The sequence below is a fragment of the Brevundimonas sp. FV1ye29L genome (assembly GCF_058681095.1).
On record NZ_CM178730.1, the window covers coordinates 68616 to 91097 of the forward strand.

At 66.3% G+C, this 22482-nt stretch carries 24 protein-coding genes and 1 tRNA gene; 11 read left to right on the forward strand and 14 right to left on the reverse strand.

All coding sequences use genetic code 11. From position 1 onward, the window contains the following. Nucleotides 1–24: 24 nt before the first annotated feature. Complete coding sequence (ispG, locus tag ACW17W_RS00365; RefSeq protein WP_492078261.1) at nucleotides 25–1179, forward strand: flavodoxin-dependent (E)-4-hydroxy-3-methylbut-2-enyl-diphosphate synthase; 1155 nt, start codon at nucleotides 25–27, stop codon at nucleotides 1177–1179. Here ispG and ACW17W_RS00370 read toward each other — a convergent pair. Further along, the gene (locus tag ACW17W_RS00370) at nucleotides 1176–1526 is read right to left on the reverse strand and encodes a hypothetical protein (RefSeq protein ID WP_492080366.1); all 351 of its coding nucleotides are present in this window, start codon (nucleotides 1524–1526) and stop codon (nucleotides 1176–1178) included. The genes ispG and ACW17W_RS00370 overlap by 4 nt on opposite strands. Between ACW17W_RS00370 and ACW17W_RS00375 the strand changes: the two genes are divergently transcribed. Both ACW17W_RS00375 and ACW17W_RS00380 read left to right on the forward strand, forming a co-directional pair. Then, entirely contained in the window at nucleotides 1438–1707 is a 270-nt protein-coding gene (locus ACW17W_RS00375) for a hypothetical protein (protein WP_492080343.1), read from the forward strand. The two genes, ACW17W_RS00370 and ACW17W_RS00375, sit on opposite strands and share 89 nt — an antisense overlap. Beyond that, nucleotides 1704–2243 carry a hypothetical protein gene (locus ACW17W_RS00380; protein WP_492078263.1) on the forward strand — a complete coding sequence of 180 codons (540 nt, stop codon included), beginning with the start codon at nucleotides 1704–1706 and terminating at the stop codon, nucleotides 2241–2243. Before ACW17W_RS00375 ends, ACW17W_RS00380 begins: the two co-directional genes overlap by 4 nt. Nucleotides 2244–2286: 43 nt before the next feature. On the opposite strand, the gene ACW17W_RS00385 is transcribed toward ACW17W_RS00380, so the two are convergent. Next, the gene (locus ACW17W_RS00385) at nucleotides 2287–3063 is read right to left on the reverse strand and encodes a sulfite exporter TauE/SafE family protein (protein ID WP_492078265.1); all 777 of its coding nucleotides are present in this window, start codon (nucleotides 3061–3063) and stop codon (nucleotides 2287–2289) included. 78 nt (nucleotides 3064–3141) lie between these two features. Next, a complete protein-coding gene (locus tag ACW17W_RS00390; protein ID WP_492078267.1) occupies nucleotides 3142–3750 on the reverse strand; it encodes a response regulator in 609 nt (202 codons plus the stop codon). A gap of 224 nt (nucleotides 3751–3974) precedes the next feature. Between ACW17W_RS00390 and prfA the strand changes: the two genes are divergently transcribed. Further along, nucleotides 3975–5042, forward strand: a complete 1068-nt coding sequence (prfA, locus tag ACW17W_RS00395; protein ID WP_492078269.1) for a peptide chain release factor 1 — start codon at nucleotides 3975–3977, stop codon at nucleotides 5040–5042. Nucleotides 5043–5143: 101 nt separating this feature from the next. On the opposite strand, the gene ACW17W_RS00400 is transcribed toward prfA, so the two are convergent. Both ACW17W_RS00400 and ACW17W_RS00405 read right to left on the reverse strand, forming a co-directional pair. Continuing rightward, entirely contained in the window at nucleotides 5144–6028 is an 885-nt protein-coding gene (locus ACW17W_RS00400) for an alpha/beta fold hydrolase (RefSeq protein ID WP_492078271.1), read from the reverse strand. A 110-nt stretch (nucleotides 6029–6138) separates the two neighbouring features. Then, nucleotides 6139–6660 (reverse strand): D-glycero-alpha-D-manno-heptose-1,7-bisphosphate 7-phosphatase, encoded by a 522-nt coding sequence (locus ACW17W_RS00405; protein ID WP_492078273.1) that lies wholly within the window; start codon nucleotides 6658–6660, stop codon nucleotides 6139–6141. 163 nt (nucleotides 6661–6823) lie between these two features. On the opposite strand from ACW17W_RS00405, the gene ACW17W_RS00410 reads away from it, so the two are divergent. The 4 genes from ACW17W_RS00410 to mnmH all read left to right on the forward strand — a co-directional run bounded on the left by ACW17W_RS00410 (nucleotide 6824) and on the right by mnmH (nucleotide 11116). After that, nucleotides 6824–7987 carry a DegT/DnrJ/EryC1/StrS family aminotransferase gene (locus ACW17W_RS00410; protein ID WP_492078275.1) on the forward strand — a complete coding sequence of 388 codons (1164 nt, stop codon included), beginning with the start codon at nucleotides 6824–6826 and terminating at the stop codon, nucleotides 7985–7987. A gap of 5 nt (nucleotides 7988–7992) precedes the next feature. After that, nucleotides 7993–8925: a Gfo/Idh/MocA family protein gene (locus ACW17W_RS00415; RefSeq protein ID WP_492078277.1), complete on the forward strand. Its 933-nt coding sequence runs from the start codon at nucleotides 7993–7995 to the stop codon at nucleotides 8923–8925. 71 nt (nucleotides 8926–8996) lie between these two features. Next, nucleotides 8997–10049, forward strand: coding sequence for a selenide, water dikinase SelD (gene selD / locus ACW17W_RS00420; RefSeq protein ID WP_492078279.1), 1053 nt, complete (start codon nucleotides 8997–8999; stop codon nucleotides 10047–10049). Then, nucleotides 10049–11116 carry a tRNA 2-selenouridine(34) synthase MnmH gene (gene mnmH / locus ACW17W_RS00425; protein ID WP_492078281.1) on the forward strand — a complete coding sequence of 356 codons (1068 nt, stop codon included), beginning with the start codon at nucleotides 10049–10051 and terminating at the stop codon, nucleotides 11114–11116. The genes selD and mnmH overlap by 1 nt, the downstream gene beginning before the upstream one ends. On the opposite strand, the gene ACW17W_RS00430 is transcribed toward mnmH, so the two are convergent. Together ACW17W_RS00430 and ACW17W_RS00435 are read right to left on the reverse strand one after the other, a co-directional pair. Then, entirely contained in the window at nucleotides 11106–11561 is a 456-nt protein-coding gene (locus ACW17W_RS00430) for a MaoC family dehydratase (protein ID WP_492078283.1), read from the reverse strand. The two genes, mnmH and ACW17W_RS00430, sit on opposite strands and share 11 nt — an antisense overlap. Nucleotides 11562–11635: 74 nt before the next feature. Then, entirely contained in the window at nucleotides 11636–12625 is a 990-nt protein-coding gene (locus ACW17W_RS00435) for a threonine ammonia-lyase (RefSeq protein WP_492078284.1), read from the reverse strand. A 104-nt stretch (nucleotides 12626–12729) separates the two neighbouring features. Between ACW17W_RS00435 and glpK the strand changes: the two genes are divergently transcribed. Both glpK and ACW17W_RS00445 read left to right on the forward strand, forming a co-directional pair. Beyond that, the gene (gene glpK / locus ACW17W_RS00440; protein ID WP_492078286.1) at nucleotides 12730–14244 is read left to right on the forward strand and encodes a glycerol kinase GlpK; all 1515 of its coding nucleotides are present in this window, start codon (nucleotides 12730–12732) and stop codon (nucleotides 14242–14244) included. 26 nt (nucleotides 14245–14270) lie between these two features. Beyond that, the gene (locus tag ACW17W_RS00445) at nucleotides 14271–15347 is read left to right on the forward strand and encodes a phosphotransferase family protein (protein WP_492078288.1); all 1077 of its coding nucleotides are present in this window, start codon (nucleotides 14271–14273) and stop codon (nucleotides 15345–15347) included. A 78-nt stretch (nucleotides 15348–15425) separates the two neighbouring features. On the opposite strand, the gene ACW17W_RS00450 is transcribed toward ACW17W_RS00445, so the two are convergent. Both ACW17W_RS00450 and ACW17W_RS00455 read right to left on the reverse strand, forming a co-directional pair. Then, entirely contained in the window at nucleotides 15426–16508 is a 1083-nt protein-coding gene (locus tag ACW17W_RS00450; protein WP_492078290.1) for a hypothetical protein, read from the reverse strand. A 631-nt stretch (nucleotides 16509–17139) separates the two neighbouring features. Next, nucleotides 17140–17838 (reverse strand): hypothetical protein, encoded by a 699-nt coding sequence (locus tag ACW17W_RS00455; RefSeq protein ID WP_492078292.1) that lies wholly within the window; start codon nucleotides 17836–17838, stop codon nucleotides 17140–17142. 189 nt (nucleotides 17839–18027) lie between these two features. On the opposite strand from ACW17W_RS00455, the gene ACW17W_RS00460 reads away from it, so the two are divergent. Beyond that, nucleotides 18028–18693, forward strand: coding sequence for a hypothetical protein (locus tag ACW17W_RS00460; RefSeq protein ID WP_492078294.1), 666 nt, complete (start codon nucleotides 18028–18030; stop codon nucleotides 18691–18693). A gap of 15 nt (nucleotides 18694–18708) precedes the next feature. On the opposite strand, the gene ACW17W_RS00465 is transcribed toward ACW17W_RS00460, so the two are convergent. From ACW17W_RS00465 to ACW17W_RS00485, 5 genes are all read right to left on the reverse strand, one after another. Beyond that, a protein-coding gene (locus ACW17W_RS00465) for an IS3 family transposase (protein WP_492076467.1) occupies nucleotides 18709–19898 on the reverse strand; the annotation gives its coding sequence in 2 pieces (ribosomal slippage) (nucleotides 18709–19640 and nucleotides 19640–19898; 1191 coding nt in all). Between the two features lie 60 nt (nucleotides 19899–19958). Continuing rightward, nucleotides 19959–20627 carry a DUF6538 domain-containing protein gene (locus ACW17W_RS00470; protein WP_492078296.1) on the reverse strand — a complete coding sequence of 223 codons (669 nt, stop codon included), beginning with the start codon at nucleotides 20625–20627 and terminating at the stop codon, nucleotides 19959–19961. Between the two features lie 87 nt (nucleotides 20628–20714). After that, nucleotides 20715–20804, reverse strand: a tRNA-Ser gene (locus ACW17W_RS00475). A 102-nt stretch (nucleotides 20805–20906) separates the two neighbouring features. After that, the gene (locus ACW17W_RS00480; RefSeq protein ID WP_492078298.1) at nucleotides 20907–21878 is read right to left on the reverse strand and encodes an NUDIX hydrolase; all 972 of its coding nucleotides are present in this window, start codon (nucleotides 21876–21878) and stop codon (nucleotides 20907–20909) included. A 3-nt stretch (nucleotides 21879–21881) separates the two neighbouring features. Continuing rightward, complete coding sequence (locus ACW17W_RS00485; RefSeq protein WP_492078300.1) at nucleotides 21882–22475, reverse strand: YfbR-like 5'-deoxynucleotidase; 594 nt, start codon at nucleotides 22473–22475, stop codon at nucleotides 21882–21884. Nucleotides 22476–22482: the final 7 nt, after the last annotated feature.

Consider the following 22482-nt stretch of genomic DNA (forward strand, 5'->3'; position numbering starts at 1 on the left):
CGAAGCGCCTATCTTGCGTCTGACATGAGCGATCCCGGACACGACATCGGCCACATCCGGCCCTGGCGCCACATCGAGCGCCGCAAGAGCCGCCAGATCATGGTGGGCAAGGTGGCCGTGGGCGGCGACGCCCCGATCAGCGTCCAGTCCATGACCAATACCCCGACCTCGGACGCGGCGGCGACGATCGACCAGATCCGCCAGCTGGAAGAGGCCGGCGCCGATATCGTCCGCGTCTCCTGCCCCGACGAGGACTCAACCGCCGCCTTCCGCCAGATTGCGCGCGAGGCCCGGGTCCCGCTCGTGGCCGACATCCATTTCCACTACAGGCGCGGCATCGAGGCCGCCGAGGCGGGCGCCGCCTGTCTGCGCATCAACCCCGGCAATATCGGCAATGCCCAAAGGGTGCGCGACGTGGTCCAGGCCGCCCGCGACCACGGCTGTTCCATGCGGATCGGGGTCAATGCCGGGTCCCTGGAGCGCGAACTGCTGGAGAAATACGGCGAGCCCTGTCCCGACGCCATGGTCGAGAGCGCCCTGAACCACGCCCGCATCCTGCAGGACCACGACTTTCACGAGTTCAAGATCTCGGTGAAGGCGTCGGACCCCTTCCTGACCGTCGCCGCCTACCAGCAACTGGCCGAGGCCATCGACTGCCCCCTGCATCTGGGGGTGACCGAGGCGGGGCCGCTGCGGACCGGCACGATCAAGTCGGCCATCGGCATGGGCTCCATGCTGTGGGCCGGGATCGGCGACACCATCCGGGTGTCGCTGGCCGCCGATCCGGTCGAGGAGATCAAGGTCGGGTTCGACATCCTCAAGTCGCTGGGCCTGCGCCACCGGGGCGTCAACATCATCGCCTGCCCGTCCTGCGCCCGTCAGGGCTTCAACGTCATCGAGACCGTGGGCGTACTGGAAGAGAAGCTGGCCCATGTGACCACGCCGATGTCGCTGTCGATCATCGGCTGCGTCGTCAACGGCCCGGGCGAGGCCCTCTATACCGACGTCGGCTTCACCGGCGGCGGCGCGGGGTCCGGGATGCTGTATCTGAACGGCAAGATCGCCGGCAAACAGGCCAACGCCGGCATGATCGATGAGATCGTCGCCCGGGTCGAGGAAAAGGCCGCGGAACTCGACGCGGCCCGGGCGGCGGCTGAGGCCGGACGACCAACCGCCTAGCCCCGGCCAAGGGCCGTCTTTTCGGCCGCTATCGCTGATTTGATATTGACGGCTTTCCGGGTCGAAACGAGGGTGCGCGCGTCGTCGGATGCGGCGATCCAGTACTCTACGGGGGCTTCCATGATATCGACCACTGCGCGCTTTTGCGCGCGCGCTACTGCGCTTGCCTGCGCGGCGACCTCGCTCACGGCCTGCGCCACGATGACGCGCGGAACGACCCAGGAATTCAAGGTCGAAAGCACCCCGCCGGGCGCTTCCGTGACAACCTCCAACGGCTTCACCTGCCCGTCGACTCCCTGCACCTTCCGGATGGCCCGCAAGTCCGGCTTCACGGTGACGATCGCCAAGGACGGCTATGTCGAGCAGACCCATCCGGTGGAGTCCTCCATGTCCGGCGGCGGCGGAGCGGCCCTTGCCGGCAACCTTCTGGTCGGCGGCATCATCGGAGCCGGGGTTGACGCCAGCAGCGGCGCCCTGAACGACCTGCGCCCCAATCCTCTGATCGTTACCCTGGAGCCCCGCCCATGACGGCCATGCGTCGTCTCGGCGCGACGGCGGCGGCGATCGGACTGCTGGCGCTGGGCGCCTGCGCGTCGGGCGCCCGTCCGGAAGCCATGTCCGTGCTCCCCTCGACTTTTGAAGCGGTTCGTCCCGGCGCGCCGGGGTATCAGTCGGTGCGGGTCACCGCGGTCCAGGGCGGGGGCGAGACCAATCCGCTGTGGATCTCCAACGTCTCGAACGCAGAGTTCAGGACGGCCCTGGAGAGTTCGCTCCAGACCTCCGGCTACTTCAGGGCGGACGGCCCCTGGGGCCTGACGGCGACCATGGTGGATTTGCAACGTCCGATGGCCGGGTTCAGCTTCTCGGTCGTCAGTCGCGTCCGTTACAGCGTTCTGGACCGTTCCGGCGCCGTCGTATTCGACGAGACCGTGGCGGCCACAGGGACGGCGACCATGGGCGACAGCATCGTGGGCGTCGAGCGTCTCCGGATGGCCAATGAGGCGTCCATTCGCGAAAACATCCAGGCGTTTCTGGTCCGCTTCAGGGCCCATCTCCAGCCTTGACGCCAAGGGCGACGGGAGGATGTCTCCCGTCGCCTTTTTCGCCTCAGACCAGCCCCGCCAGCTGCGCGCCCTGGAAGGCCGCCAGCACGACGAGCAAGACGCCGACGCCATAGGCCAGAACCTTGCGCGGCACCCGTTTGACGATCAGTCCGGCGAAGGGGGCGGCGATCAGACCGCCGACGACCAGGCCCGCCACGGCCGAGAAATGGTGCTCCAGGGCGCCGGCCTCCTGCCAGTGGCCCGTCACCAGCGCCCAGACGAAGGTCGCCGAGACCGCCACGGTCAGGAAGAACTCGGCCGTATTGACCGTGCCGATGGCGCGGCGCGGATCCTGACCGGCGCCGACCATGGCCGAGGACACGGTCGGCCCCCAGCCCCCCCCGCCGACGGCGTCGAGAAATCCGCCCACGATCCCCACCGGCGCCATCAGCCAGGCCGGCAGGCGCCGGGCCCGGGGCTCATGACCCGCGCGCCAAAGGATCCAGACGCCCATCACAGCCAGATAGGTCACCACGAACGGCTTGATAACGTTGCCCCTGATGCCGCTCAGCACATAGGCGCCCAGGACGCCCCCGATCACCCCGGCGACCGCCAGCGGGATGAACAACCGCCATTCGACGTTGCGATGCCAGGCGTGACTGCTCGCCGAGGCCGCCGTGGTGAACACCTCGGCGGCATGAACGCTGGCCGAGGCGGTGGCGGGCGGGACGCCGAAGGCCAGAAGCACCGACGAGGAGATCACCCCATAGGCCATGCCCAGGGCGCCATCCACCGTCTGGGCCAGAAGGCCGACGAAGAGAAACAGAACGAAGGTGTCCATGAAGTCCTGGATTCAAGCCCGGCCGCGACGGCGCGCAGGCTTAGCGGTAGCGGCAACCGCGCGCCAAGCGAGGAATTCTTACACCACTGGGAGACGCGCGAGCGCCTCCAGAACGTCCTTTCGGCCATAGGGTTTGGCGACGATCGCTTCGGCCAGGCCGGCATGGCGGGCGGACGCGCCGATGTCGCCGGAGAGGAAGATCACGGGGACGCCCCAGCGCGTCTTCAGCCGCTCCGCCAGCATGGCGCCATCGGTGGCGCCCGACAGATTGATGTCCAGCAGGGCGCCATCCAGCGCATGCAGCCCGGCCGCCGCCTCGGCTGCATCGCCGTCATGGAACGGGCCGATGACCCGATGACCGGCCTCCGTCAGGGCCTCGGTCAGATCCCGGGCGGCCTGCGGGTCGTCCTCAACGACCAGCAGGGTCAGGTCGGCAACCGAGCCTGGGATCCGGGCGTCGGGATCGACGCCGGTCTGGCGCACCAGAACGGCCCGCAGATCACGCCAGACCGCCTCATGCGGCCGGTCGGCGTCCAGATCATAGATGCCGGCCATGGCGGTCAGTTCGCTGGCCGCCGCGTCGGACAGGCCCCGGCCCTCGGTCAGCAGGCCGTCGTACTGGCGGCAGAGGCGCGCCAGATCGGTCTCGGATTCCATACGCGCGACATCGGGAAGGCGGTCGAACATCAGAGGCTCCGCTCGTGACTGATTTTCGCCACATAGGGACAAGCCGCGCCAGACGTCAGGGGGGCTGACGCCATCGTGACCCGGGATCACAACCGGGTCAGGGCCGGGTCCCCCGATCGCGAGGCGCCGTTTCCTGCGTCAAGGCGGATGGCGTGTGCGCATCGACAGCCGCAGGCGGGACGGGGTATGAGCCCCGCTTCCCTACGCCATATGCGAGATCTCGTTTGCGACTGCCCCAGGCCCGGCTCGATCAGGTGCTCGATCGCTTCCATCAGGTGGAGGCGCGGATGGGCGCGGCCACAGACGGTCAGGAGATCGTGCGCCTGTCGAAGGAGCACGCCGAGATGAAGCCGGTCGCCGACGCCGTCATGGCCCTGGCCAGGGCGCGGGTCGAGATCGACGACCTCCAGTCCATGGCCGCTGATCCGGACATGGCCGCCATGGTCGCCGACGAGCTGGAGACGCTGAACGCCCGTCTGCCGGACATGGAGCGCGACGTCGCCCTGTTGCTGGCTCCGCGCGACGCCGACGAAAACGCCTCGGCGGTGCTGGAAGTCCGCGCCGGCACCGGGGGGGACGAGGCCGCCATCTTCGCCGGCGACCTGTTCCGCATGTATTCGCGCTACGCCTCGACCCGCGGCTGGCGGGTCGAGCTGGACTCGGCGACCGAGGGCGAGGCCGGGGGCTACAAGGAGATCATCGCCACCGTCACCGGCGACGGCGTGTTCGGCCGGCTGAAGTTCGAAAGCGGCGTCCACCGCGTCCAGCGGGTCCCGGCCACAGAGACCCAGGGCCGGATCCATACCTCGGCCGCCACGGTCGCGGTCCTGCCCGAGGTCGAGGATGTCGAGATCGACATCCAGGACAAGGACATTCGCATCGACACCTTCCGCGCCTCCGGCTCGGGCGGCCAGCACGTCAACAAGACCGATTCCGCCGTGCGGATCACCCACTTCCCGTCCGGCATCGTGGTGACGTCCTCGGAGAAGTCGCAGCACGTCAACCGCGACAAGGCGATGAAGAACCTGCGCGTGCGCCTGTATGACATGCAGCGTCAGGCCAAGGACAACGCCCGCTCCGACGCCCGGAAATCCCAGGTCGGCTCGGGCGACCGGTCCGAACGCATCCGCACCTACAACTATCCGCAGGGGCGGGTGACCGACCACCGCATCGGCCTGACCCTGCACAGCCTGCCGCAGATCCTTGAGGGCGATATCGATCCCCTGCTGAACGCCCTGATCAATGAGGACCAGGCCGCGCGGCTGGCCGATCTGGAGGCGGAGTTCGGGTGAAGCGGCGACGAGTGATTGGTGACTAGTGATTGGCGAGGCGCGTCCGCAAACCGGCGCTCCCCGCTCACTAATCACTAGTCACTAGTCACCAATCACCCCGCTCACTCCACCCCGGCCAGAAACTCGAAGATGGCGTTCTTCGCCTCGGGTTCGTCCAGCATCGGGGCGTGGCCGATGTCAGGGACCTCGGCATAGTCCATGCCGGGCGCCGCCTTCCTCATCCTGTCGGCTATGGCGGCGCCCAACAGGTCCGAGGTTCCGCCCCGGATCAGCAGGGTGGGCCGTTTGCGCGCCAGGGACCGGAACATCGGCCACAGACTGGGCACGAGGGCCCTGGCGCCCGCCGCCCGGATGGGGACGGCGATGTCGGGATCATAGTCCAGCACCGGCGCTCCCTCGGTCCCTTCACGGAAAATGCGTCGGGCGAAGGCCTCCCAGTCGGCGTCTGTATAGTGGGGGAAGGCGACGGCGTTGATCTGCCTCGCATAGTCCGCAGCCTCGGCCCAGGTCGGGGTGTCGACCGGCTGGCCGGAATAGGCGGCGATCCGCATCAGCCCCTCGGGCGAAACCTCGGGGCCGATGTCGTTCAGGATCGCGGCCGCAACCCTTTTCGACGCCTGACCCGCCAGGACCATGGTGATCAGCCCGCCCATGGAGGTTCCCATGAAGACGGCGCGCTCGATCCCGGTCTGATGCATCAGGGCGAGGACGTCCCTGGCATAGACCTCGGGCGTATAGGTCATCGGATCGGTCGCCCGGTCCGAACGACCGCGGCCCCGCACGTCAACCGCCAGCACCCTGCGCCCGCTCAGGGCGATCAGGGGGGCGATGCCGGAAAAGTCGGCGCTGTTGCGCGTCAGGCCGTGAATGGCGATCACCGGCAGTCGCGCCGGACCGGCGGCCGGCGCATGGTCGCGCGCAAACAGCGTCAGGTTGTCCGGCGTCGTCCAGTGTCGTTCGGCATATGCGCCCGAGATGCCCGTCATCCTTGATCCTCCGCTCCCGTTTGTGGATCCGAGGCTAATTCATCACGCGATGAAACGCGACGGTCGTCTTCGCTGGTCGTGACGCCCGGCGAGCGCTGCGGCGCGGTGACTCAGACGCCCATCAGATCGGAAACGAAGGCGTTCAGGTCCGGGCCTCCAAACAGGAAGCCCGGGATGCCCGCGCGGCGCGCCGCCTCCATGTCGCTCTCGCGGTCGCCGATCATGAAGGACCGCTCCAGATCCAGGCCATGGTCCGCGGCGGCGCGCAGGATCATGCCCGGGTTGGGCTTGCGGTCCGGATGGTCGGGATGGAGCCAGCGGGGATCGGTTCCTGTATCGTGATAGGGGCAGGCATAGACAGCCCCGATCACCGCCCCCCTGGCCGCCAGACGCCGCACCAGAAGGGCGTTGAAGGCCTCCATCTGTTCCACGGTGAACATGCCGCGCGCCACGCCGGACTGGTTGGTCACGATCACGGTGAAGAAGCCGTGCCGGTTCAACTGCTGCACCGCCTCGGCCGCCCCGGGAGTCAGGCTCAGATGCGCCTCCAGATGCGGATAGCCGACATCCAGGTTCAGAACGCCGTCGCGATCCAGAAACACCGCAGGCATGAGAGGGGGGGGAGGAGACATGGCGGCATCGCTGTATCGGCCGCCGTTGCAAGACGCAACGCGAAGTGACCCCGATGGATTTGCTGTCAGGAACTGTCATTGTTAGGAGGCCGCATTCGCCGGGGCATCGCCTCCGGTCCCGGCGCGCGTCCGTGAGGCGTCGTCCCACAGGGAGCCCGTTCCAATGTCCATGCCCTTCATCGACCTGCAGGCCCAGCGGCTTCGCCTCGGCGGCCGTATCGAGGCCGCCGTTCAGGAGGCTGTGGTCGGCGGCGCCTGGGTCATGGGCCCCCAGGTTCGCCAGTTCGAGGCCGATCTGGCCGCCTTCGGCCGGGCGAAACACGCCCTGGGCTGCGCCAACGGCACGGACGCCCTGATCCTGCCGCTGATCGCCTGGGGCGTGCGCACCGGCGACGCCGTCTTCTGCCCCAGCTTCACCTTTACCGCCACGGCCGAGGTCGTGCCCTGGCTGGGCGCCACGCCGGTCTTCGTCGATGTCGACCCCGGCACCTTCAACATGGACCCTGCCCATCTGGAGGCGGCGATCAAGGCCACGCTGGATGAGGGCCGGCTGAGGCCCCGCGTGGTCATCGCCGTCGATCTTTTCGGCCAGCCCGCCGACTATCCGGCCATCCGGGCCATTTGCGACACCTATGGGCTGAAGCTGATCTCGGACTCGGCCCAGGGGTTCGGCTGCACCCTGGACGGCGAGCACCCGATCAAATGGGCCGACGTCACGACCACCAGCTTTTTCCCGGCCAAGCCTCTGGGTTGCTACGGCGACGGCGGGGCGGTGCTGACCGACGACGAGGATCTGGCCCAGGAGATGGACTCGCTGCGGGTCCACGGCAAGGTGGTGGCCAAGGACCTGAAGGACGGCCAGACCTTCGATCACGACCCCAAATACCTGGCCATGCGCATCGGCATGAACAGCCGCCTCGACACCATCCAGGCCGCTGTTCTGATCGAGAAGCTGAAGGTCTTCCCGGAAGAGATCGAGGTCCGGATGCGGGTCGCGGCCCGTTACAACGAAAAGCTGGCGCCCCACGTCGACGCTGTGCCGCATCTTCCGGTCGGCAATGTCTCCAACTGGGCCCAGTACACCATCCAGCATTCCGACCGCGACGGCCTGGCCGCCCACCTCAGGGCGGCCGGCGTGCCCACTGCCGTCTACTATCCGGTGCCCATGCACCTGCAGCCGGCCTATGCGCGGTTTTCGGCCGGGCCGGGCAGCCTGCCGGTCACCGAGCGGCTGAAGGACACCGTGATCAGCCTGCCCATGCACGCGGATCTCGACGAGGCGACGCAGGATCGCGTCATCGCCGCCGTCGCCAGCTTCAAGGGTTGATCGCCATGCCGAACCTCAATCCGCTCAAGATCGGCGTCGCCGGCGTCGGCGTCATGGGCCGCAACCATGCGCGCGTCGCCGCCGGCATGCGCGAGTTCGCCCTGACCGCCGTCTTCGATCCCGATGCCGCCACCGCAGAGGGCGTGGCCGAGGTTTACGGCGCGGCCGCCTATACCTCCGCTGCGGACTTCGTCGCCGCCGGCCTCGACGCCGCTGTTGTGGCCACCCCGAACCGCTTCCACGCCGACGTCGGCGTCGCCCTGCTGGAGGCCGGGGTCCATGTGCTGGTGGAAAAACCCATCGCCGCCACCGTGGCCGACGCCAACCGCATGATCGACGCCGCCAGAGCCCATGATCGCGTCCTGATGGTCGGTCAGGTCGAACGCTTCAATCCGGCGGTCGAGGCGGTCAAACGGGCGATCGCCGGCGAGGAGGTCATCTCCATCCAGATCACCCGCGTCGGCCCCTTTCCGCCGCGCATGGGCGAGGTCGGGGTGGTCATCGACCTGGCCGTGCACGACATCGACATCATCCGCCACCTGACGGGGTCCGAGATCGTCGAGGTCCAGCCGCAGCTGGCCCGCACCCGCGCCGAGCGCGAGGACACGGCCCTGCTGCAGTTCCGGCTGGAGAACGGGGTCATCGCCCACATCACCACCAACTGGGTGACGCCCTACAAGACCCGCACCCTGCAGGTCGCCACAAGGACAAAGTTCGTCGTCGCCGACCTGATGACGCGTCAGGTCACCGAATATTTCGGCCAGCAGCCGGACGGCTCCTATTCGACACGCGGGGTCATGAGCTGGCCCAACGAGCCGCTGAAGGCCGAGCTGGAGGCCTTCGCCCGCGCCATCACCACCGGCGAGACCCCCGCCGTGACCGGCGAGGACGGCCTGCGCAACCTCGAGGTCGCCCTGAGGTGCCTGGGCGAGGGGTAGGCCGGTCGCAGGCAGGGCCAGAATTCAAACTGGGACATGAACTTCACGCGCCGATCCGTTATGGCTGCTGAATGTCCGATGCCGCCGAACCCCCTCTGACCACGCTCGCCCACGGCGGCGGCTGCGGTTGCAAGATGTCGCCAGAGCGGCTGCGCAACATCCTCGCCGCCATGCCGGCCGCCGCCCCCTTCGCCAACCTCATGGTCGGGACGGAAACCTCGGACGATGCGGCGGTGTGGCGACTGAACGATCATCAGGCCCTCATCGCGACGACCGACTTCTTCATGCCCATGGTCGATGATCCGTTCGACTTCGGCCGGATCGCCGCCGCCAACGCCCTGTCCGATGTATACGCAATGGGAGGGCGGCCCATTCTGGCCCTGGCCATCCTCGGCATGCCGATCGGCCGGCTGTCGGATGCAACCATCGGCCGGGTGCTGGCGGGCGGGGCGGCCATTTGCGCCGGGGCGGGGATCCCGGTCGCGGGGGGCCATTCCATCGATTCCGTCGAGCCCATCTATGGCCTTGTGGCCCTCGGACTGGTCGACCCCGACCGGGTGCTGACCAATCGCGGCGCCCGGCCGGGAGACCGGTTGATCCTGACCAAGGGGCTGGGCGTCGGGGTTCTGGGCGGGGCCTTCAAACGGGGCGACCTCCCGGACGCCGGCTATGCCGCCCTGATCGCCTCCACGACACGCCTCAACACCCTGGGCGCCCTGCTGCCCGATGTGGCGGGCGTCCATGCCGTGACCGACGTGACCGGCTTCGGCCTTGCCGGTCATGCGCTGGAAATGGCCCGGGGCGGGGGGGTGACGATCCAGATTGAGGCGGCGGCCCTGCCCCTGCTCGACGAGGTTCGCGCCCTGGCAGAGGCGGGCCGGTTTACCGGCGCCTCCGCGCGCAACTGGACCAGCTACGGCGACGATGTGCGCCTGCCGGCCGACAGCCCGGCGTGGCTGCGCGATCTCCTGACCGACCCCCAGACCAGCGGCGGCCTGCTGATCGCCGTCGCCGGGGACGAGGCCGGGAAGGTTCTCGATCTCGCCCGTCGGGACGGCTTCGAACAAGCGACCGAAATCGGCCGCGTGGTCGCGGGCCCGCCCGTCCTCGCCGTCCAGCCCTGATGGCGGGGATCCGCTCCACGGTCGATCTGAGCCCGGCCGCCCGCGCCGGATATGACGCGATCATCGATGTGCGCAGCCCGTCCGAATTCGCCGAAGACCATATTCCGGGCGCCCTCAACCTTCCGGTCCTCGACGACGCCGAACGGGCCGAGATCGGAACCCTCTACGTCCAGACCTCGAAATTCCTCGCCCGGCGGCAGGGCGCCGCCCTCGTGGCGCGGAACATCGCCGACCATCTGGAAGGGCCGCTCTCGGACCGCAGCGGCGGGTTCAGGCCGCTGGTCTACTGCTGGCGCGGCGGCCAGAGGTCGGGCGCCATGGTCACCGTCATGGATCAGGTCGGCTGGCCCGTCACCCGGCTGCAGGGCGGCTACCAGACCTGGCGGCGGCATGTGCTGGCGACGCTGCATGAGACCTCCACCCCCCTGTCCCATCGGCTGGTCCTGCTGGACGGGCCGACCGGCTCGGGCAAGACCGAGACCCTGACCCAGCTGGCCGAACGCGGCGTCCAGGTGCTGGATCTGGAGGGGCTGGCGGCCCATCGTGGATCCTTGTTCGGAGTCACCGGCACGCCCCAGCCGCCGCAGAAATTGTTCGAGAGCCGGCTGGCCGTCGCGCTCGAAGACCTGCACCCTTCACGCCCGGTGGTGGTGGAGGCTGAGTCCAGCCGGATCGGGGCCTGCGTCGTCCCGGCGCGGCTATGGGCGGCGATGAAGGCGGCGCCCCGCATCGCGCTTGAGGCGCCACTGGAAAAACGCGCGGCCTACAGCCTGTCCGCCTATGCCAGCATCGCCGCCGACCCGGACGGGCTGGACGCGATACTGGCCCGCCTGCCCCTGCGCCACGGACGCAGGGCCATCGCCCGCTGGCGCGCCCTGGCAGGGTCCGGCGATCTGCCCGACCTGACGTCCGACCTGCTCGACGCCCACTATGACCCGGCCTATCGCAGCGCGGCCGCGCGGTTCCGGCCGCCCGTCGCCACCCTGGCTGCTCCGGTCTTCGCCGAGGATCTCGATCCTGCACTCGCCGCGCTTCAACGGGCGATCGAGGCCGCCGTCAGGGATTGACGAACTGCATCCCCAGCCATTCCGCGATCAGGGCGGGCTTGTCGGAGCCGTCGATCTCGACGGTGACCTCGTGTTTGATCAGCCAGCGGCCGCCGCCCTTGTCTTCCGCCGACAGAAGCCGGAATCGCCCGCGCACCTTTGAGTTCACCGGGACGGGAGCGATGAAGCGAAGTTTGTCGAAGCCGTAGTTGACCCCCATGGTCACGCCTTCCAGGGGCGGCACGGCGTCATAGGTCATGGCCGACATCAGGCTGAGCGTCAGAAACCCGTGGGCGATGGTCCCGCCGAAGGGGGCCTGTTTCGCCGCCTCGGGATCGACGTGGATGAATTGCCAGTCCTCGGTGCAGTCGGCGAAGGCGTTGATCCGCGCCTGGTCGATCTCGATCCATTTCGACAGACCGACCTCCTGACCGATCAGGGCAGGCAGGTCGCTGGGCTTGGTCATGGTCGTCTCCTCTGGTTTTGCCGGAGGCTATCCGCCTTCCGATGCGTCACGCCAGCCGGAAATCGCACCGCCCGTCAGCCGGCGAAACGGCCCTCGATGATGTCGGCGAACAGGCCGGGATCGACATTGCCGCCGGACAGGACCACCGCCGTGGTCCGCCCCTGGGTCTCGACCTTTCCGGCCAGAAGCGCCGCCAGGGACACCGCCCCGCCCGGCTCCACCACCAGTTTCAGGGTACGGAAGGCGTAGCGCACCGCCTCGGCGACCTCGGCGTCGGACACGGTGACCACCGCCGCCAGCCGCCGGTTGATCGGGAAGGTCAACTCCCCCGGCCGGTCGGTCATCAGGGCGTCGCAGATCGTGGGCCGGGCGACGGGGGCATGGGTCAGGCGCTGGCCCGCCGCCATCGACAGCTGGGTGTCGTTATAGGCCTCAGGCTCGACCCCGATCACCCGCGTGTCGGGCGACAGGGCGGCCATCGACAGATTGATCCCCGCGATCAGTCCGCCGCCGGAGGCGCCGCACAGCAGTTGATCGAGTTCCGCGCCGACCGACTTCGCCTGCTCGATGATCTCCAGCCCGACCGTGCCCTGACCCTCGATGACGAAGGGGTCGTCGAACGGCCGGACCAGCACCGAGCCGCGGGTCGAGGCGATCTCCTCGCCGATGGCCTCGCGGCTTTCGGTATAGCGGTCATAGAACCGGACCTCGCCGCCGAAGGCGATGACCCCCTCGACCTTCACCTTCGGACTGTCGGCGGGCATGACGATGACGGCGCGGGTCCCGGTCATCCGCGCCGCCGCCGCCACCGCCTGGGCGTGGTTGCCCGACGAATAGGCCACGACGCCGCGCGCCCTTTCATCGGCCGTGAAACGGCTGATCCGGTTCCAGGCGCCCCGGAATTTGAACGCCCCGGCCACCTGCATCGTCTCGGCCTTCATCAGCACCCGGCCGCCGAGTCTTTCGTTCAGGGCGGGGCTCTCCAGCAGGGGCGTCCGGACGGCGGCGCCGGCGATCTGGCGGGCGGCGTCCTGGACGCCGGTGAAGGAGGCGGTGTGGGTCATTTGGAGTGATTAGTGACTGGTGAATAGTGAGTAGACAAGCGAGGGTGCGGCCGCCGTTCAGACGCAGCGCCCTAATCACTGATCACCAGTCACTAATCACTCCCATGAGCCTCATCCTCGCCATCGATCAGGGCACGACCTCAAGCCGCGCCATCGCCTTCGAACTCGACGGGACCGACGCCCTGCATCCCGTCGCCGTCAGCCAGATCGAGCTGGCGCAGCATTTCCCGGCGTCGGGCTGGGTCGAGCATGACGCCGCCGAGATCTGGAGCGCCACCCTCCAGACCTGCCGCGAGGTGATCAGCAAGGCCGGCGGCGTCGGCCGGTTCGCCGCCATCGGCATCACCAACCAGCGCGAGACGGCGGTGATCTGGGATGCGGCGACCGGCGAGCCCCTGCACCGGGCCATAGTCTGGCAGGACCGGCGCACCGCCGACGTCACCGCCCGCCTCGCCGCCGAGGGCCACGAGGCGATGGTCCAGGCGGCGACCGGCCTGATTCTCGACCCCTATTTCTCGGCCGCCAAATTCGCCTGGCTGCTCGACGCCGTCCCCGGCGCCCGCGACCGGGCCGAAAGCGGCGAGGTGAAGCTGGGCACGATCGAAAGCTGGCTGATCTGGAAGCTGACCGGCGGCCGGAGCCACGTCACCGACGCCACCAACGCCAGCCGCACCTCTCTGATGGACCTGAAGACGATGCAGTGGCGCGACGACCTGTGCGCCCTGTTCCAGGTTCCCCGCAACGTCCTGCCGCGCATCGTCGGCTGTGCGGAGGTCTCGGGCCACAGCGACCCGGCCCTGTTCGGCCTCGCCCTGCCCATCGCCGGATCGGCCGGCGACCAGCAGGCCGCCCTCGTCGGCCACGGCGCCCTGAACCCCGGCGACGCCAAGATCACCTATGGCACGGGCGCCTTCCTCGTCGCCAATGTCGGCGCCGAACCGGTCGCCTCGACCAGCCGGCTGCTGGGCACGCTCGGCTACAGCGCGGGCGGTCAGACGGCCGCCGGTTCCAGGGCCTATGCCCTGGAGGGGTCGATCTTCTCGGCCGGGTCGGCGATCCAGTGGCTGAGGGACGGGCCGGGGCTGATCTCCGAGTCCCGCCAGTCCGAGGCCATGGCCCAGTCCCTGCCCGACCATGGCGGCGTCTATCTGGTCCCGGCCTTCACCGGCCTCGGCGCCCCCTGGTGGAATCCGGACGCGCGCGGGACCATCACCGGCCTGACCCGGGACGCGGGCGCGGCGCATTTCGTCCGCGCCGCTCTGGAGAGTCTCGCCTATCAGACCCGGGATCTGCTGGACGCCCTTGCCGCTGACGGCGCCCCGGCCCTGTCGGCGCTCCGGGTCGATGGCGGGGTCACCGCCAACGCCTTCGCCATGCAGTTCGTCGCCGACATCTGCGGCCTGCCGGTCGAACGCCCGGCGTTTCAGGAGATGACCGCCCTCGGCGCGGCGCGGCTGGCGGCCCTGGGCGTCGGCCTGATTGCCGACCTGACGCCCCGCTCCACCGAGGCCCCGGCCGTCTGGACGCCCCGCATGTCGGACGATCAGCGCGACGCCCTGCTGAAGGGCTGGCGCGGCGCCGTTCGCGCCGCCATTATTGCGGCAGATCAGAGCGCCTGAAGCGCCACGCCCCGGGGAGACCAACCATGACCGACATTGATCAGGACGCCCAGGCCGCGTTCGGCGGCACGCGCGAGGTCGATCCCCGCTACGCCCTCGACCAGCCCCGGCTTGAGGCCTGGCTGGCCGACCATGTGGAGGGCTACGTCGGCCCCCTGACGATCCGCCAGTTCAAGGGCGGCCAGTCCAATCCGACCTATGAGCTGACCACGCCCGGGGCCGCCTATGTGCTGCGCCGCAAGCCGCCGGGCCAGCTGCTGGCCTCGGCCCATGCGGTGGACCGCGAGTTCCGCGTCATCTCGGCCTTGGGCGCGCAAGGGTTTCCGGTCGCCCGGGCCCATGCCCTGTGCGAGGACGACGGCGTCATCGGCTCGATGTTCTACGTCATGGAGAAGGTCGAGGGCCGGGTGCTCTGGGATCTGAAACTGCCGGGTCTCGAACCCGCCGAGCGCCGCGCCATCTATGAGGCCCAGACAGATACGCTGGCCCAGTTGCACGCCTTCGATCCGGAGCAGATCGGCCTCGGCGACTACGGCCGGCCGGGCAATTATTTCGCCCGTCAGGTCGGCCGCTGGACCAAACAATATGCGGCGTCAGAGACCCATCCGATCCCCGACATGGACCGGCTGATCGCCTTCCTGCCCGAGAGCCTGCCGCCCGAGGGGCCGGCCCGGGTCGTCCACGGCGACTTCCGCCTCGACAATCTGATGATCGACAACGACAGCCCGCGCGTGAAGGCCGTGCTGGACTGGGAGCTGTCCACCCTCGGCGATCCGATGGCCGACTTCTCCTATCTGCTGATCGGCTGGGTCCTGCCCGCCAGCCAGAAGAACGGCGTCAACGGCGCGGACCTGAAGGCCCTGGGCATTCCCTCGGTCGAGGAGACCGTCGCCCGCTATGCCGAAAAGGCCGGGGTCCCGGCCCCGACCAATCTCGACTGGCTGATGGCCTACAACCTGTTCCGCCTCGCGGCCATCTGCCAGGGCATCGGCGGCCGGGTCCGCGACGGCACCGCCGCCAGCGCCCACGCCGTGACCATGGCCGCCCAGGTCGAGCCCCTGTCCGCCGCCGCCTGGGGCTTTGCCAGAAAGGCCGGGGCCTGAGCAACGCCTCGGCCAACAGGGTCGACGGGGCTTTGACATCAGGGTTTCAGCCGAAAAAGCGAGCCGACGCCCGCATGCTCAAGCCTTTGGGTTTCCACGATCGCTGGCGATCAGGCCCGAGGAGGCCATCTTTCGCAGCAACTGCTGAACACTGATGTTCACGCGGCCCTGAAAACCCATCCAACGACCGACGAAGACCTCATTGGCGAGATTGACGTCATATCCCGACGCCAGCCTTACGAGCATGCCGGACGAGACCAGAGCCCGGATATGTCTTCTGACCGTCTCTTCAGGCAAATTCGTAAAGCGGGCTACCGCTACTCCACTGACAGGGATCAAGCCGGGTTCAAGGACGGAAAGCTCCTCGACGACACGTGCTGCAGGGACCTGGCCGATCCTCAGGTCAAGACCAACCATGTAGGCTATCGCCACCAGCACGTATTTCGTCATGAACGGCTGCTCCGGGGAGATGGCCTGGACAGAGTTGATAGTCCGCAGGACGTGCGATGTTCCAAGTCGAATTGCCGCTCCACTGACCGACCAGGCGGGCTCGACCAAACCGCTCTGCTGCCGCAGACCATGGGCATTGATCAGCGCCAGCCCATTTATGAATTTGTCAATTGCCGACAGATAGGCCGGCAGCACAGCCATGAGCGGTCCGGACACGATGGCGTCCGAACTCAAGATCACGCCTTCATTCGTTGCCTTCAAGAAGCCCTTCTGCGTCAGGGCCACGATCTTCGTGCGAGCCGTCTCACGAGGGATGCCGACCGCCTCTGCAGCACTCATCGCGTTAACCGCGCGACGCAGGTTGTCAGGCACGCTGCCAGGCATCAGATAGCAACGCGTATCTTCAGGTTTCCGGTCAATATGATCAATATTACCGCTGAATACGCTGCTTACAATGAGACTGGAAACCAAATCATCGTCCAGCCACATCCTGCTGGAATCGACATATGACAGACTGAATTGTATGTTCAACCAAGAAACAACACAATTTAGCGCCGGGACATTCACAGACATCAATATCGCACCAACCGGAATATCGCCGATCGTGACGAACCCATCTGACAATCCTGCCCAATCAACATAAGTATATAGAACCTCTGAAAACCACGCGCCTGCGGTGATCTTCCGAGCCCGCCCCCCCGAGCGAATCATCTAGACCTGATTGTCGGGAAACGGGATGGAAAACGATCCGCCTCCTGCGCCCGGGCGCCGAGATCGGTGGGTGGCCGCGCCGGGTACGCGGCTCCATCAGCGCTCCCATCCATCTTCATCCGGGAAGACGCCGGCTGTCGAAGCCGTTCGGCAATGCGGCCCTGATATGCCCGCAGCGACAAGGGTCTTCAGCTCTGGATCGAAAAGCCCCGGTTCTTCCCGGATACGGCTGCCTTGGGCAATTGTGCAGGGGCCGGTGGCGGAGAGGGTGGGACTACGTCATCGCCAGAATAACTTCTTGTAAAACAATACGTTGAAAAACATCTGTGTACCTCGCTGGTTAAGCCGTTGTACCATGTGGTCCACTGATATTTCCATTAGGCGCGACCCTCAGCGCCAAGTCGTGAGCACCGTCTATGCGTCGTTGCGCGGTGTTGGTTGAGCTCCGATCGAGGCGCACCCTGCAAGCCAGGAGATCGTGTTCGCTCGGGACCCTGGATCAATTCATCCCCTCAAGGCTATCGACCGCGTAGATGCCGCACTGTAACGACCGAATACCATTTCGTCGGCAGCCTGATGTTCGTTATTCATCGCTCTCCCAGCCGTTGGCCCCATCATCCGATGGCCCAAGTCACCTTGGGATAGTTTCGATCCTCCCCCCGTCGCGGAAGTAGAATAGTCTTATTTTTCGGTGGTCAATTTCGAATGCTTCTAGCACAAAAGCTACAAGCCGAGGCTTATCGTCTAGAAGGCTAACTGCGTGATTTTTGAAGTCTTGGGCTTGGTCAAACAGTCCCAACTTGTCGAGATTTGCACTAGCTACCGATACTACATCTGGAGAACATACAATGTGGGTGCGAAGCCATCCCATAAACGCCTTGCGGCGAATTGCGAGGGGATGAGTTGGCCACTCATGGTCTTCCCATTCTTGACGAGCACCTTCGTCCCAAAATTCCTGGTCGGCAAATCCCAACTCCGCCTGCTTCGGGACAATCACGAGATGCTCAAGGCTGTTTTCTCGCAGGTTGACTACGCCCTTCGCCCGAGGGTCGATGCCAACCATCTGAGGTACCGCATCAATCCAATAGCGTTGCAGGTGAAGTAGTTCATGCAGGATCGATGCGTCAGGAGTGTTGCCAGCTTCTTTCACCAACAGCGTCGCGCGATCCACTTGCGGGTCTAGGCCAGCTCTGACGGCTGGGTCAGGTGCTTCATTTTCTCGGATCAGACGGACGTTGATCGAAAGGCCCGTGGCTTCTTCAATTGAATCCCAAAGGTCGCGAATTGTGGGTGCTAAGGGCCCCCGCACTATCGTTTTTAGATCGTCCATGCTGCGTCGTTCGGTGTTGATTTATGGGCTATGAAACAGAATTATTTGGCGCAGACGACAAAGTCTCTGATCGAAATTCGGATCGTACGGCGACGAGGATGCTGGGCTAGCTGTTGCGGCTTTTCATAGCGGGTGGCCGACCGGTATAGTTATGTCCGGGGCACTTTGCCCACTACCTTCGAGGTATTGATGGCGCGGGAAAAGCCGGTTGGCAAAGATGGGGCTCTAAGACACGAAATCGGGCCGAAGACTGACAAGCGAGCCTTCGAGAGGCACCTAACACCAAAGGAAAAGAACCTTCTTGAGGCGGAGGTGGCAGACGTGTTTCAGGAGTTGGTCAGCCAAAGCTCGACTGGTCAGACCGTTACGTTTTCCCAGTTGCCGGAGAACGATCTTGATTTCCTTTGGGAGATGGATGGCCGACAGGCTAAAATTGAACTTACGGAGTTGATACTTACTGTCCCGCCATACCGCGACGACGGTGACAGCGCTGAAATCCACTACAAATCGTGGGGTGAAGCATTTTTCGAGCTAGTTGAGAAAAAGAACAGTAAAGGTTACGTTGACAGGCTTCCTATCGATTTGCTCGTGTACACCACGCATTGGTCGTATCATGGAAATGCCTTTTGTGTTGACCTTGCGGCGGAGAGGTTGCGCCATTTTGTGGGCGGGTCCACTTTCGATCGCATCTACTATCTCAGCTTTCGCGGCGTGGCCTCAGAACTGGAGGCCGTTAAGCCGTATCGACCGGCTTTGAGCGCCAAAATCAGACGCGAGTATGAGCGGCAGTCGTTCTCGACGATGAATTTGTCAGCGGGAACAGCTGTTCCGGGTGGCACGATGTTCACGGTCTGACGTGACCCCCGTTTCTCATCCAGCCATAACGAGAGTCCTGGGTTGATCTGAGCCGGGGTTGGTTGGGTTGGCAAGAGGCCGGTCTGCGCAGCTTTCAACTCGCGCAGCAGGCCGGCCGATCTGTCCGGTGAGCGCATCGGCGTAGGCCTGCGGCGTCAGCCACCCCAGCTTCGAGTGAGGCCGGGTTTCGTTGTAGTCGCGCCGCCAGGCTTCCAGCACGACCCGGGCATGCGGCAGGGAGCGGAACAGCGTCTCGTTCAACAGCTCGTCGCGTAGGCGGCCGTTGAAGCTCTCGTTGAAGCCGTTCTGCTGGGGCTTGCCCGGCGCGATGTAATGCCAGCCGACCGCCGCATCGTCAGCCCAGGCCAGTATGGCGTTCGAGGTTAACTCCGTGCCGTTGTCGCTGACGATGGTCTCCGGACGCCCGCGCTGCTGGATGATGATGTCTAGCTCACGCGCGACCCGTGCGCCCGACAGCGAGGTATCGGCCACCAGCGCCAGGCACTCGCGGGTGCAGTTGTCGATCACCGTCAGGATGCGGAAGCGCCTGCCGTCGGTGAGCTGGTCGGACACGAAGTCTAACGACCAGCGTTGGTTGGCAACCAACGGCGTTTCCAGCGGACGTCGCGTGCCCATGGCCCGCTTTCGGCCGCCGCGCCTGCGCACCGTCAACCTCTCCTCCCGATAGATCCTCTGGACCCGCTTGCGGTTCACCGCATGGCCCTCGCGTCGAAGCATCACGTGCAGACGTCGATAGCCGAACCTCCGGCGCTCCTGCGCCAAGGCCTTCAATCGATCCCGCAGGACGCCGTCATCCGGCCGCGTGGCCTGATACCGCACGCTTGCCCGATCGGTGCCCAGCACCCGGCACGCCCGCCGCTCGCTCATCTCGTAGAACGACTGCAGATGCGCCGCCGCTTCTCGATGCGCAGCGGGCGTCACCACTTTTTTCCAAGCAGGTCCTTCAGCGCGACGTTGTCGAGCATCGCGTCCGCCAGCATCCGCTTCAGCTTGGTGTTCTCGTCCTCCAGCGCCTTCAGACGCCGGGCCTCCGACACGTCCATGCCGCCGAACTTGGCCTTCCACTTGTAGAAGGTCGCCGAGCTGACACCGTGACGCCGGCAGACCTCTGCCGTCGCAACGCCCGCCTCCTGCTCACGCAGGATCCCGATGATCTGCTCTTCCGTGAACCGTGATCGCTTCATCTGTCCGTCCTTTCGAGGGGCGGACTCTAGCTATTCCTGGAGGAGTTTCAGGGGGTCACGTCAAAGGCGACTGAGAGACGTGCCGCTCTCCTCAATTGCTAGCGCCAAAGAGCTGTTTGGCGCGGGTGTAGTGGCGTGATGGTTTTCATCTCGGTGGATCGCGCGCCGAACATGTTCGATCTCCGTCTGGGCTCCAAAATCGCTTAGGACGGCGTGCGCGATGGAGAGTGGTTCAATACGAACGCTGTGCTCACGCTCGTACGCCCGTAGGGTGGATCGCCCGAGAGCTATGCGCCACCTACTCCAATGGTCTCCCGCTTCTGCCTCCTCATAGAAGCGAAGGAGCTCTTTGTTCTCAGCGAGCCGGTGGTTCCGCTCGCCTGCTCCCCCTCCAAGAAACTGGCGGCCCCGTGTCCTATACTGATCAGGAAGGGTCTGCATCTGATCGACACGGCGGCGCGCAAAGGTGCGGGCATCATCAATCGCCATCTCCGAGATAGTCGCCGTGTGCACCGGGGTGCACTGAGCCCTTGCTCTGTCGATCTGGCGCTGAAAATGGGCGATTACGGGAGCTGCCAGCCTCGCCGCCTCAAAAGAATATTTAGTATTTAGGGACTTCTTTAGTTCGTTCTTGCCGACTATAGCCCGCAGCTCTTGAGCGACTGAGATTCTGACGTAGTAAATACCCGACCTTACTTGAATATATTCTGGTATTTTAGCCAGCCTCATACATAGAATGTACCAGATGTTGTGCCATCAGTCAAAACCACTAGACCTTTTGGTTTAGTGCTTGATCTTATTGATTACTGGGACGAATGGCGGAGAGGGTGGGATTCGAACCCACGGTACCCTTCCAGGCACGCCGCATTTCGAGTGCGGTACATTCGACCACTCTGCCACCTCTCCGCGGGGCCGTAAGTACGCTTGGTCGAGCGAGCGGCCTCTCTAATGAAAGCGGGCCTCCGCCGCAAGCCGCCGGCCGTGCTTTTTGCACGTCCCCGGAAGGCTTCAGCGCAGGGCCGGCAGGGCGAGGCCGGGAGCCTGACCGCCCCGGGGGTCGGCGCCGGTGAAGCGGAACAGCTCCGCCGGGCGGCCGCCGGTGGCCGCCGACATCAGGCCGGTCGGTTCGACCAGACCTGTGCGCTCTACCCCGCGACGGAAATTCTGCTTGTGCAGCGACAGGCCGGCCACCGCCTCGGCCGCCGCCTGCAGGCCCGACAGGGTGAAGGTCTCGGCGGTCAGCTCGAACAGCACAGGCCGGTATTTCAGCTTGCCCCGCAGCCGCCCCAGGGCCGTGGCCAGGATGCGGCGGTGATCCGAGGCCATGGTGCGGCCGGGGCCGGTGAAGCTGGAGGTGAGGTTCTGGTCCCGCGCCACCTCCTCGACCAGGCCGGCCTCATAGAGCAGCTCATAGCGCTCCAGCACCCGCTCCTCGTTCCAGCGCATCTCGTCGCCGAGGGCGAACAGACTGTTCACCCGGCCGGTCCGCGCCGGATCGTCCGCCGCCCAGGCCCCGAGGGCCGCCGTCAGGTCGGTCGGACTGCCGGCCCCCCTGCGCCGGTCCTCCCACGGGAAGATATCGAACACCGGGGTCCATTCGGTCTGCGGCCCGCCGGTTTCGCGCGTCAGGGCCAGATAGCCGACCGAGACCTCGCGCAATCGGTCCGGCCCCGGGGTGGCGCGCGGCGCGTCCCGGCCCGCATCGCCGAAGGTGTAGAGCTGTTCCACAAAGCCGGGGTGGAAGGCGGTCTGGGCGGCGACGAAGGCCCGCAGCGACCGCTCGAAGGTGCGGTCCCGCGCCGGGTCGAACGGGCCGAACGGCAGGGCCAGGGACTCCGGGGCCAGGGACTCCGGGGCCAGGGACTCAGGAGTCAGGGCCTCGCCCGCCCGGGTGGTCAGGACGCACAGGGATCGGTCGCGCAGCGCCATGACCACCGCGGACAGGCCGATCCGCACACCCTGTTCGCCCCCGTATGACATCGCCTATTCCGTGTGCCAGGCGTCGGCGGGGGTCAGGATCCCGACCGCCTGACCCAGGATCCGGAAACGCTCCAGATAACGCTCCTGGGCGACGGCGGCGGGCAGGGGGTCGATGACCAGATCGTATCCGGGCGGGGGTGTGCCGAACAGTTTCAGCGACTCTGTCCGGCCGAACCCGGCCAGTTGGGTCGCTTCGAAATAGGCGCAGGCCCGGTCGGCCTTCTTGATCAGGGTCTTGACCGCCACGGGCGATTTCGGCGGCAGGCCGAACCGCACATGGATGGCGTGCTCCAGACGCGCCTCGAAGGCCTTGTAGTTCATGCCCAGCGCCGATTTGAACGGCGAGATCATGTCGCCGATGACGTATTCCGAGGCGTCATGCAGCAAGGCCGCCAGCCGCCAGCGCGGCTCCAGGTCCGGCTTGATATGGACCGCGATCTCCTCGACCACGCAGCTGTGCTGGGCCACGGAGAAGGCGTGTTCGCCAATCGTCTGGCCGTTCCAGCGCGCCACCCGGGCCAGGCCGTGGGCGATGTCCTCGATCTCGATGTCGAACGGGGACGGGTCCAGCAGATCCAGCCGGCGGCCCGACAGCATACGCTGC

What these genes read in the sequence shown, in the direction of transcription:
- ACW17W_RS00435 (WP_492078284.1), bottom strand. Translation starts at nt 12,625, where the DNA reads ATGACCCACACCGCCTCCTTCACCGGCGTCCAGGACGCCGCCCGCCAG.
- ACW17W_RS00470 (WP_492078296.1), bottom strand. Translation starts at nt 20,627, where the DNA reads ATGAGGCTGGCTAAAATACCAGAATATATTCAAGTAAGGTCGGGTATT.
- ACW17W_RS00450 (WP_492078290.1), bottom strand. Translation starts at nt 16,508, where the DNA reads ATGATTCGCTCGGGGGGGCGGGCTCGGAAGATCACCGCAGGCGCGTGG.
- mnmH (WP_492078281.1), top strand. Translation starts at nt 10,049, where the DNA reads ATGGCGGGGATCCGCTCCACGGTCGATCTGAGCCCGGCCGCCCGCGCC.
- ACW17W_RS00455 (WP_492078292.1), bottom strand. Translation starts at nt 17,838, where the DNA reads ATGGACGATCTAAAAACGATAGTGCGGGGGCCCTTAGCACCCACAATT.
- ACW17W_RS00445 (WP_492078288.1), top strand. Translation starts at nt 14,271, where the DNA reads ATGACCGACATTGATCAGGACGCCCAGGCCGCGTTCGGCGGCACGCGC.
- ispG (WP_492078261.1), top strand. Translation starts at nt 25, where the DNA reads ATGAGCGATCCCGGACACGACATCGGCCACATCCGGCCCTGGCGCCAC.
- ACW17W_RS00480 (WP_492078298.1), bottom strand. Translation starts at nt 21,878, where the DNA reads ATGTCATACGGGGGCGAACAGGGTGTGCGGATCGGCCTGTCCGCGGTG.
- ACW17W_RS00390 (WP_492078267.1), bottom strand. Translation starts at nt 3,750, where the DNA reads ATGTTCGACCGCCTTCCCGATGTCGCGCGTATGGAATCCGAGACCGAT.
- ACW17W_RS00380 (WP_492078263.1), top strand. Translation starts at nt 1,704, where the DNA reads ATGACGGCCATGCGTCGTCTCGGCGCGACGGCGGCGGCGATCGGACTG.
- ACW17W_RS00415 (WP_492078277.1), top strand. Translation starts at nt 7,993, where the DNA reads ATGCCGAACCTCAATCCGCTCAAGATCGGCGTCGCCGGCGTCGGCGTC.
- ACW17W_RS00485 (WP_492078300.1), bottom strand. Translation starts at nt 22,475, where the DNA reads ATGCTGTCGGGCCGCCGGCTGGATCTGCTGGACCCGTCCCCGTTCGAC.
- selD (WP_492078279.1), top strand. Translation starts at nt 8,997, where the DNA reads ATGTCCGATGCCGCCGAACCCCCTCTGACCACGCTCGCCCACGGCGGC.
- glpK (WP_492078286.1), top strand. Translation starts at nt 12,730, where the DNA reads ATGAGCCTCATCCTCGCCATCGATCAGGGCACGACCTCAAGCCGCGCC.
- ACW17W_RS00460 (WP_492078294.1), top strand. Translation starts at nt 18,028, where the DNA reads ATGGCGCGGGAAAAGCCGGTTGGCAAAGATGGGGCTCTAAGACACGAA.
- ACW17W_RS00400 (WP_492078271.1), bottom strand. Translation starts at nt 6,028, where the DNA reads ATGACGGGCATCTCGGGCGCATATGCCGAACGACACTGGACGACGCCG.
- ACW17W_RS00410 (WP_492078275.1), top strand. Translation starts at nt 6,824, where the DNA reads ATGTCCATGCCCTTCATCGACCTGCAGGCCCAGCGGCTTCGCCTCGGC.
- ACW17W_RS00405 (WP_492078273.1), bottom strand. Translation starts at nt 6,660, where the DNA reads ATGTCTCCTCCCCCCCCTCTCATGCCTGCGGTGTTTCTGGATCGCGAC.
- ACW17W_RS00385 (WP_492078265.1), bottom strand. Translation starts at nt 3,063, where the DNA reads ATGGACACCTTCGTTCTGTTTCTCTTCGTCGGCCTTCTGGCCCAGACG.
- ACW17W_RS00430 (WP_492078283.1), bottom strand. Translation starts at nt 11,561, where the DNA reads ATGACCAAGCCCAGCGACCTGCCTGCCCTGATCGGTCAGGAGGTCGGT.